Origin of the sequence: Sphingomonas sp. NPDC019816, from assembly GCF_050274375.1 — a bacterium.
GTDB lineage: Bacteria > Pseudomonadota > Alphaproteobacteria > Sphingomonadales > Sphingomonadaceae > Sphingomonas.
Genome location: NZ_JBNNOB010000141.1, coordinates 1 through 9138, shown reverse-complemented (window position 1 = coordinate 9138; position 9138 = coordinate 1). Strand labels below are relative to the sequence as shown.

7 protein-coding genes and 1 pseudogene are annotated in these 9138 nt (G+C 68.7%); 7 read left to right on the top strand and 1 reads right to left on the bottom strand.

Going from position 1 to position 9138, the window contains the following annotated elements; genetic code table 11:
• From ACQKJZ_RS16240 to ACQKJZ_RS16210, 7 genes and pseudogenes are all read left to right on the top strand, one after another.
• Positions 1-360: pseudogene (locus tag ACQKJZ_RS16240) on the top strand (methyl-accepting chemotaxis protein); the annotation flags it as partial.
• Positions 357-854 (top strand): chemotaxis protein CheW, encoded by a 498-nt coding sequence (locus tag ACQKJZ_RS16235; RefSeq protein WP_427732373.1) that lies wholly within the window; start codon positions 357-359, stop codon positions 852-854. The pseudogene ACQKJZ_RS16240 and the gene ACQKJZ_RS16235, both read left to right, overlap by 4 nt.
• Before the next feature lie 73 nt (positions 855-927).
• Positions 928-1779, top strand: coding sequence for a CheR family methyltransferase (locus ACQKJZ_RS16230; RefSeq protein ID WP_427732371.1), 852 nt, complete (start codon positions 928-930; stop codon positions 1777-1779).
• 4 nt (positions 1780-1783) lie between these two features.
• A complete protein-coding gene (locus ACQKJZ_RS16225; protein WP_427732369.1) occupies positions 1784-2857 on the top strand; it encodes a protein-glutamate methylesterase/protein-glutamine glutaminase in 1074 nt (357 codons plus the stop codon).
• A 17-nt stretch (positions 2858-2874) separates the two neighbouring features.
• The gene (locus tag ACQKJZ_RS16220; RefSeq protein ID WP_427732367.1) at positions 2875-4584 is read left to right on the top strand and encodes a hypothetical protein; all 1710 of its coding nucleotides are present in this window, start codon (positions 2875-2877) and stop codon (positions 4582-4584) included.
• Positions 4585-4712: 128 nt separating this feature from the next.
• Positions 4713-6437: a ubiquinone-dependent pyruvate dehydrogenase gene (poxB, locus tag ACQKJZ_RS16215; RefSeq protein WP_427732365.1), complete on the top strand. Its 1725-nt coding sequence runs from the start codon at positions 4713-4715 to the stop codon at positions 6435-6437.
• A 29-nt stretch (positions 6438-6466) separates the two neighbouring features.
• Positions 6467-6946 (top strand): FUSC family protein, encoded by a 480-nt coding sequence (locus ACQKJZ_RS16210; RefSeq protein ID WP_427732363.1) that lies wholly within the window; start codon positions 6467-6469, stop codon positions 6944-6946.
• A gap of 83 nt (positions 6947-7029) precedes the next feature.
• Here the strand turns inward: ACQKJZ_RS16210 and ACQKJZ_RS16205 are convergent.
• Positions 7030-9138: cellulosome protein (locus ACQKJZ_RS16205; RefSeq protein ID WP_427732361.1), on the bottom strand; the 2109-nt coding region annotated here is incomplete at its 5' end.

Here is a 9138-nt window from a genome sequence, read left to right as displayed (position 1 = left end):
TGCCGCGAACAGGATATCGGCGCGGTGCAGATCAACGAGGCGATCCAGCAGCTCGACAAGGTGACGCAGCAGAACGCGTCCGCCTCCGAGCAGATATCCTCCACCTCCGAGGAACTGGCCAGCCAGGCCGAGGAACTGCAGGAAAGCATCGCCTTTTTCGATGTCGGCAACGATGTCCGCGCGCCGGCCGGCCGCAAGCAGGCGCCCGTGCGCAAGCCCGCGGCGCCCGCCAGGAAGGACAAGCCGACGCATCGCCCCGGCTCGGTCGCCGAGCAGCAGGCGCGGGTCCGCGGTTTCGCGCTCGATCTGAGCAATGGCGGGCCGGACGGTGAAGACCTCGAATTCGGACGCGCGGCATGAACGCGGCGCGGATAGACCTTCAGGTCGTCGTGTTCGGCCTGGGCGACCAGGCGTTCGCGCTGCCGGTGACGGCGGTTCGCGAAATCCTGGACCATCGGCCGGCTTACCGGATGCCGGGTGCGCCGGCGTGGTTCCTGGGGCTGACCGATGTGCGCGGGGACTCGGTGCCGATGATCGACCTGCGCGTCCGGCTGGGGTTGATGGCGGCGGAGACGACGCTGGCGACCCGCATTCTGGTCGTCGACATCCCGGCCACACAGGGCGGCACGCCCGCCCTGGCGCTGGGGCTGGTGGTCGACCGGGTGCTGGACGTCAGCACCTTCACCCCCGACGCGATCGAGCAGTCGCCCGACATCGGCGGCCGTTGGCGCTCCGACCAGATCGAGGCGATCCTGCGGCGTGGTTCGGAATTCGTCGCGCTGCTCGATCCCGCCCGGCTGTTCGCCGCCGGTGACGGGGCCGAAGGGCTGCACGCGTTCGGCCTGGCGGCTTGAACCCCTCCTTGCCGGCCGCCGCCCGGGTGCGGTGGCCGGCCGATCTTCCACGGACAGCAGAGGAGCCGTCTTCTTGAGCAATCTCGCCCGTCAGACGGTTACGTCCGATGCGCTTCAGCGCAGCGATTTCGATCGGATCGCGGCCTATGTGTACCGCGAATGCGGCATCCGCCTGCCGCCGGTGAAGCTGACGATGATCGAAGGGCGGCTGCGTCGCCGGGTGCGCGCGCATGGGCATAGCAGCCTGAGCGATTATTGCGGCTGGCTGTTCGACGCCGACAATCTGGCGACCGAGCGCGAGCATCTGTTGAACGCGGTCACCACCAACAAGACCGATTTCTTCCGCGAGCCCAAGCATTTCGATTATCTGGTCGGCACCGTCCTGCCACAGCTGCGCGAGACGGGCGCCGGCCGGTTGCGGGTGTGGAGCGCGGCCTGCTCGACGGGGGCGGAGCCTTATACGCTGGCGATGCTGCTCGATGCCTATGCCCGCGATCATCGCGGACCCGAGTTCGGTATCCTCGCCACCGATATCGACAGCGAGGTGCTGCGCATCGCCCGGCGCGGCGTGTTTCCGGCCGCGATGCTCGATCCGGTGCCGGCGGGCTTGCGCGCGCGCTATGCGATGCGCGCCAACGATCCCCGGCGCAGCGAGATGCGGATCGTACCCGCGCTGCGGGCCGCGATCGGCTTTGCGCAGATGAACCTGATGGACGCGCGCTATCCCGTCGGCGACCCGATGGACATCATCTTCTGCCGCAACGTCCTGATCTATTTCGACAAGCCGACCCAGGAAAAGGTCGTGCGGCGGCTGGCCGATTGCCTGCGTCCCGGCGGCCTGATGTTCCTGGGCCATTCGGAGTCGATCACCGGCTTCGACCTTCCTCTCAAGCCGGTGGCCAACACCGTGTTCCAGCGGGTGTAAGCCGATGAAGAAAATCCGTGTGCTGGTGATCGACGACAGCGCCAGCGTCCGCCAGGCCATGACCGCGATCCTGTCCGCCGACCCCGAAATCGAGGTGATCGCCGCCGCCGCCGATCCCTTCGCCGCCGCCCGCTATATCCAAGACGAGGTGCCCGACGTCATCACGCTGGACGTGGAGATGCCGCGCATGGACGGCATCACCTTCCTGCGCAAGCTGATGGCGCAGCGGCCCGTGCCGGTCGTGATGTGTTCCTCGCTGGTCGAGGAGGGGTCGGAGACGTTGCTCCAGGCGCTGGAGGCGGGCGCGGTCGATGTCATCCTGAAGCCGCGCGTCGGCGTCGCCGACCATCTGGCCGAGGCGCATCTGATGATCCGCGAGACGGTGAAGGGTGCCGCGAAGGCGAGGCTGGGTGCGCGTCGCCAAGGGCGCGCCACCGCCCCGGCGCAGAAGCTGACCGCCGACGCCGTCCTGCCGCCGCCCACCGGCCGCGCGATGAGCCGCACGACCGAGATGGTGGTGTGCATCGGCGCCTCGACCGGCGGGACCGAGGCGCTGCGCGAGGTGCTGGAGGCGCTGCCCGCCAATTCGCCGGGCATCGTCATCGTCCAGCATATGCCCGAAAGCTTCACCCGCGCCTTCGCCCGGCGGCTCGACGGGCTGTGCCAGGTCGACGTCAAGGAGGCCGAGGACGGCGACACGGTGATGCGCGGCCGCGTACTGATCGCGCCGGGCGGCCTGCGCCACACCATGCTGGAGCGGCAGGGCGCGCGGTATGTGGTGTCGGTGCGCGAAGGGCCGCTGGTGTCGCGGCATCGCCCATCGGTCGATGTGCTGTTCCGTTCGGCGGCGCGCAATGCGGGCGCCAATGCGGTCGGCATCATCCTGACCGGGATGGGCGACGACGGCGCGCGCGGCCTTCTGGAAATGAAGCAGGCGGGCGCGCGCACCTTCGCGCAGGACGAGGCGACGTCGATCGTCTTCGGCATGCCCAAGGAGGCGATCGCGCGCGGCGCGGCCGACAAGATCATCCCGCTGGGCAGCGTCGCGCGCGAACTGCTCCACGCCACGGTCCGCTGACCGAAGGGGAACACCGCATGTTGATGGAACGGATCGGCCCCGAGGCACAGCTCCTCACCCCCGTGGTGGACCTGGCCGACCAGCTGCAAGGCCAGGTGAGCGGGTTGGAGGATGCCTTTCGCCAGACCGGCGAGACGCTGGCCGTCGCGATCGAGACGATCGACGGCATGGCCGGGGGCGTGGCGGAAATCCGCCGGTCGCTGTCGCCCGAAACGGCCGGGGCGGCGGTGGGCCGACTGCGCCAGGTCGCCTATCGCCTGACCGCGCTGCCCGTGATTCAACGCCGCCGCGCGGTGGAGGTCGAGACGCTGACCGGCCGCGCGCGCGAGCTGCGCCGCCTGTTGGAGGAGGTCGGCACCATCCTGACCTTGCTCGGCATTTACGGCATGAACATCAAGATCGCCTCGTCGGGCGAGGCGGCGTTCTTCAATTTCGTCGTCGGCATGGATGAAAAGCTGACCAGCGGCCGGCAGGAGTTGCATCACATCCAAAAGGAGCTCGACCAGTTCGGGCAGGTGGTCAACGATGTGCAGAAGGCCGATCGCCAGCTTGCCGCCGAATGCCTGCGGGCGGGCGAGGCGTTGCCGGCGGAACTGACCGACAACGCCAATGCCTTGCAGGACCATGTCGAGGCGGTGATGCGCATGACCGACGAGGCCGATGGCGTCATGCGCACCGTGCAGGGTGAGGTCGCGCGTATCCTGGGTGCGATCCAGATCGGCGACAGCGTGCGCCAGCGCGCCGAACATGGCATCGCGATCCTGCGCCGCGTCGCGATGCACGAGGGCGGCGTGCCGGTCGTCCCGACCGGCGCGTCGGCGCACATGGCGCGGTTGGTGGCGGCGCAGCTGACGGGCATGGCGGCGGATTTCGACCAGGAAATCGCCGAGATCGTATGCGCGCTGGAGCGGCTGGGGCCGCTGGCGGATACGCTGCGCGGCCTGCTGGAAACGCACGGTGACGATGACGGGCGGATCCTGACCCGCCTGGAAACCGGGATCGGCCAGCTCGGCCAGGTCACCGACCAGCTGTGCCAGGCCGATGCGCAGCTGGCCGAACTGACGGGCTTTGTCGGGCAGACGCTGGCCGACCTGACCAGCGGGCTGGCGCGCATCCAGAATATCGCGGTCAATGTCCAGGACATCTCGACCAATACCCAGCTGCTGTGCCGGCGGCATGGCACGCTGGGCCGTGCGGTGGCGGTGATCGCCAAGGAGGTGGCACCCTGCGCCAGTCGGCTCGACCAGCTGAGTATCACGGTCGGACAACTGATCGGCGTGCTGGCCGCGATCGATCTGGTCCAGGACGGCGGCACGGCGGACACGCGCGACGTGTTGCGCGACGCCCTGGCGGTGGTCAGTGGCGCCTGCGACACCTCCAATGCCGCCATGGCGCGGGCGGGCGGCGCCGCGCTGCGCATTGCCGCCTCGCTGGAGGCGACGGCCAGCGACCTGGCGCAGCAGCGCGGCTTCGTCGAAAGGCTGTCGCTGGCGGGGCATGCCCTGTCGCTCTACGCCGATCACGTCGCGCCGCGCACCGACGCCGGGCATGGCTTGAGCGAGGCGGACGAGGCCGCGCTGTACGAGCTGCTACCCTGGGCCGCGCGGCTGTACACCATGGCGTGCGAGCGCGACATTCACGCCGCGTTCCTGCTGCCCGGCATGGAGCCGGCGGCGCCGCCGGTCGCCGCCGTGACGTTCGACGACGATGATGACGGACTGTTCTGATCCCGCAGCGGCAACGCATGACGGCGTTTTCATGGTAACGTAGGAAGCCAATCCCGTTCGCCATCGTTTCGCTAGTGCAGCATAAGGCGGGGCCTCTGCCCCTTGCCACCAGCAAAGGGATGATGGGCATGGGTGAGACGGTAGCCGATCTTCTGAACCGAACCCTGGTCGAGGCCGGGGTTGAGCGCATCTGGGGCGTGACGGGCGACAGCCTGAACGCCTTCAACGACAGCCTGCGCAAATCGGGCGAGATCGCATGGATGCATGTCCGCAACGAGGAGGCGGGCGCTTTCGCCGCCGGGGCCGAGGCGGCGGCGACCGGCGCGCTGGCGGTGTGCGCGGGCAGTTGCGGGCCGGGCAACCTGCACCTCATCAACGGTCTGTACGACTGCCACCGCAACCGGGTGCCGGTGCTGGCGATCGCCGCGCATATCCCGTCGAGCGAGATCGGCCTGAACTATTTCCAGGAAACCCATCCCACCGAACTCTTCCGCGAATGTAGCCATTTCTGCGAGATGGTGCAGGACGCCAAGCAGATGCCCGAAATCCTCCACCGCGCGATCCGCACCGCGATCGGGCAGCGCGGGGTCGCGGTGCTGGTCGTGCCTGGCGATGTCGCCTTGCAGGCCGCGCCCGAGACCCGCGCGGTGCCCTTCCCGCCGCTGGCCGCGCCGCGAATCCTGCCCGATGACGGCGTGCTGGCGCAGGTCGCTGAACTGCTCAACGGGTCGAAGGCGGTGACGATGCTGTGTGGTGCTGGCACGGCGGGCGCGCATGACGAGGTGGTGGCGCTGGCCGCCGCGCTGAAGGCGCCGATCGTCCATGCCTATCGCGGCAAGGAATGGATCGAATGGGACAATCCCTATGATGTCGGGATGACCGGGCTGATCGGCTTTTCCTCGGGCTATCACGCCATGATGGACTGCGACACGTTGCTGATGCTCGGCACCGATTTCCCCTATCGCAACTTCTATCCCGAAAAGGCCAGGGTCGTTCAGATCGACCGCGATCCCGGTGCACTGGGGCGGCGCGTGCCGCTCGATCTGGGTGTCGTCGCCGATGTGCGCGAGGCGGCCCGTGCGCTGGTGCCGATGATCGCCGCCGATCGCGACGACCGCTTCCTGGACCAGGCGCGGGCGCATTATCGCGACGCGCGGAAAGGGCTGGACGACCTGGCCACCGCGCGCGAGGAGGACAAGCCGCTCCATCCCCAATATGTCGCCAAGCTGGTCGACCGGATCGCGGACGAGGATGCGGTATTCACCGCCGATGTCGGGACCCCCGCCGTCTGGGCCGCACGCTATCTGACGATGAACGGCAGGCGGCGGCTGATCGGGTCGTTCAACCATGGCTCGATGGCCAATGCGCTGCCCCAGGCGCTGGGCGTGCAGGGCGCGTTTCCGGGGCGGCAGGTGGTGTCGTTGTCGGGCGATGGCGGGCTTGCCATGCTGATGGGCGACATGCTGACCGCCGTTCAGATGAAGCTGCCGGTCAAGGTCGTCGTCTTCAACAATGCGACGCTGGGCTTCGTCGAGCTGGAGCAGAAGGCGGCGGGCTATGTCGATACCAATGTCTCGCTCCAAAATCCCGACTTCGCCACGATCGCGCGCGAAATGGGCTATCTGGGCGTGCGGGTGACTCGGTCCGACGCGCTGGAGGATGCGCTGCGTCAGGCCTTCGCGCATGACGGGCCGGCGCTGGTCGATGTCGTCACCGAAACGCAGGAGCTGATCGTGCCGCCCAAGATCCAGGCCGAGCAGGTCAAGGGCTTCAGCCTGTATGCGGCGCGCGCGGTGTTGAGTGGGCGCGGCGACGAGGTGCTGGAGCTGGCGCGGGCCAATATCTTCCGGTGACCTCGCCACCGGCCCTGCGGACCTGGATCGTGGCGCGGTGGCCGCTGGCCGATATGATCCGGTCGGTGGCGTTCGTGGCCCGGTGCACCGGCGCGGCGGTGGCCGCGCTGGTCATCGCGCAGGCGATGCAGCTGAACCATCCCGTCTGGGCCAGCGTCTCGGCGCTGGTGGTGTCGCAGGACAGGCTGGGCGACACCAACCGATCGCTCGCCTGGCGGGTGGCGGGTACGATGATTGGCATCGGGGTGGCGATCATCGTCGCGCTGGCGATGCCGAACGGCGGCGCCGTCGCGATGCTGGCGGTCGCGGTCGGCGTCACCTCGGCGATCGCGCGGCTGCGGTCCGAACTGCGGCTGTGCATGTGGACGGCGGTGATCGTCCTGCTGACGGTGCCCAGCGGCGGGTCGGTCCTGTCGGCCGCACTCGACCGCGCGCAGGAGGTTCTGCTCGGCGTGGCGATCGGTGCGGTGCTGCACTGGGCCGCCGATCGGCTGGTCTTCCGGCGGTAGGGGCCGGCCCCTCCACGCGATCACGCCCCCCGCTCGATCACGCATAGCGTCGTGAACGGGTGGAGCGGGCCGGCGCGTCGCCGTCAGGGCATCGGCGTCACCGTGATCCGGTCGACATTGGGGGCATAGCGCGAACGCAGCAGCACGCCCTTCCAGACATCCGAGGCATAGGTGCGGCCGTCCCAATTGGGCTGTTCCTCGCCCGCGATGCGGATCGTGTTGGCCCCGGCGCGCAAGGTGACGGGGACCGTCATCTCCCACCAGTTGTTGGCGTGGAAGCTGTTGGGGAAGGTCGCCAGCAGGGGCTTGGCGCCATTGACCGAAACGCGCGCGATCCGGGCCAGCGGGTCGGGATTATAGTGCGTCGCCTTGGATTGTTCGTCGTTGGAGAAGCGGATGGTCAGCGCATAGGTGCCCGCCTTGTCCGCCATGACGTTGGGGAAGGTCAGCGTGTTGCCGTTACCCGGCGCGCCGCCGATGTCGAAGACCGCACGGCCCCCGCTGGCCAGCGATGCCGCACCGATCCGCGCGGTGCCCGCGACCTGTGCCGCCTCCGCTTCGTAGCGGCGCGGGGCGGGGCCACGCTCGGGCGTGACGCGCAGACCGCGCACCGGTCCGGTGACGACGACCTTGTTGATCCCGCCGAGCAGGAACGCGCGGTCGCCGCTGACGGGACGCCCGTTGACGGTCATGCGGACCGGCCCGCCGGCCTCCGGGACCAGCCGCGCCAGGCCGTCCTGCGCACCGTACACCCAGAAGGTCGCCGTCCTGTCCTTCACCATGGCGTCCTGCACGTCATAGCGTGTCGTCACGTCCGCCGGATCGGCGGCGGTCAGGGCGATTCGATCGATCAGCGCATTGCCCCGCGTCTGGCGCGTGCCGTCCAGGCTGCGCGTGGCGATCGTCAGGACGTGACGCCCCTTGGGCAGCGAGACCATGGTGTCGACATGGTCGAGCACCGAGGGCTTGTAGCCCAGCGGCAGGAACAGCTCGGTCTCGGTCGCGGGCTTGCCGTCGACGCGCAGGAAGACGTTGGTCGGCCCCTGCGCCTCGGCCAGCGGGTCCTTGTTGAAGGTGCTGGCGAGCACGCGCAGGTCATAGCGGCCGGTACGCGGCACATCGACCGTGAAGTCGAGCGCGGCGTCCGCGCCCGTCTTGAACCCCTCGACCGAATAGCCGCCCGAGGTGTGGAACCGGCCGACGTCCTTGGGCGAACCCTGCAAGTCGCTCTTCTTCAGGCCGCTGCCGCGCATGGCCGCGTCTTCCGCCTCATAGCTCTGCCGCCAGGGCACGGAGACGGGGGCGGGCCGCGCCATCGCGCCCGGGCTCAGAACCAGTTCGTAGGCGGCTTCCTCACGCAGCGCGGGCAGGTCGCCCTTGCCGAAGGTCATTTCCACTCGGCCATCGCGCACTGGCAGGATGCGGTCGGCGATCACCTCGGGTGCTGACGCATCGCCCAGCTGGCCGGTCCAGCCGATCTCGCGGACCCGCGCACGCACCGTGGGGCCGAACATGGCGGGCACCTTGTCGAGCGCAATGATCGCGTCACCATTCTTGCCGCCGAACAACACCCGCGCCTGCCGACGGGCGGGGTCGAGCGTCGCCACGCCCTGCAAGGTATAGCTTTCGTCGGGATGCGGGGGCGTGACGGCCAGGGTGTGGCCGCTCATCGTGCCATAGGCGTTGAGCAGCCACCATTGGCCGTTGCCGCGATTGGCCTGGACGGCGGAATCGGAAAGATTGCCGTCGATATTCCAATAGGCGATGTCGGCATCGACCTTGGAATCCTCGATCGCCGCCACCCATTGCACCATCTGGCCGGGGACCGAGGTGTGGTAGTTATGGGCATATTCGTTGATGTTGACCGGCAGATGCTTGCCCTGCCACTTCGTGCCCGCGAACAGCTTGTCCTCCAGTTCGCGGTACCGGCGCACGCTGGCGCGCACCGCCGAAGGGTTGCTGAGTTCGTGCCAGGTGACGACGTCGGGCATCGTGTCCGCCGCGATGGCGTGGCGCAGGAAGCCCTCCACCTCGCGGTAGAGGATGCTGGTATTGGGACCGGCGATCCGTGCGCCCGGCAGTTCCTGCCGGATCATCCGCACCGCCCGGTCCCAGGTGTCGAACATGACCTTGGGGTCCTGCTGCCAGCCGACCCCGTTGCAGCTCTTGTCATGGTTGCCGAACATGTTCCC

What these genes read in the sequence shown, in the direction of transcription:
- ACQKJZ_RS16235 (WP_427732373.1), top strand. Translation starts at nt 357, where the DNA reads ATGAACGCGGCGCGGATAGACCTTCAGGTCGTCGTGTTCGGCCTGGGC.
- ACQKJZ_RS16225 (WP_427732369.1), top strand. Translation starts at nt 1,784, where the DNA reads ATGAAGAAAATCCGTGTGCTGGTGATCGACGACAGCGCCAGCGTCCGC.
- ACQKJZ_RS16220 (WP_427732367.1), top strand. Translation starts at nt 2,875, where the DNA reads ATGTTGATGGAACGGATCGGCCCCGAGGCACAGCTCCTCACCCCCGTG.
- poxB (WP_427732365.1), top strand. Translation starts at nt 4,713, where the DNA reads ATGGGTGAGACGGTAGCCGATCTTCTGAACCGAACCCTGGTCGAGGCC.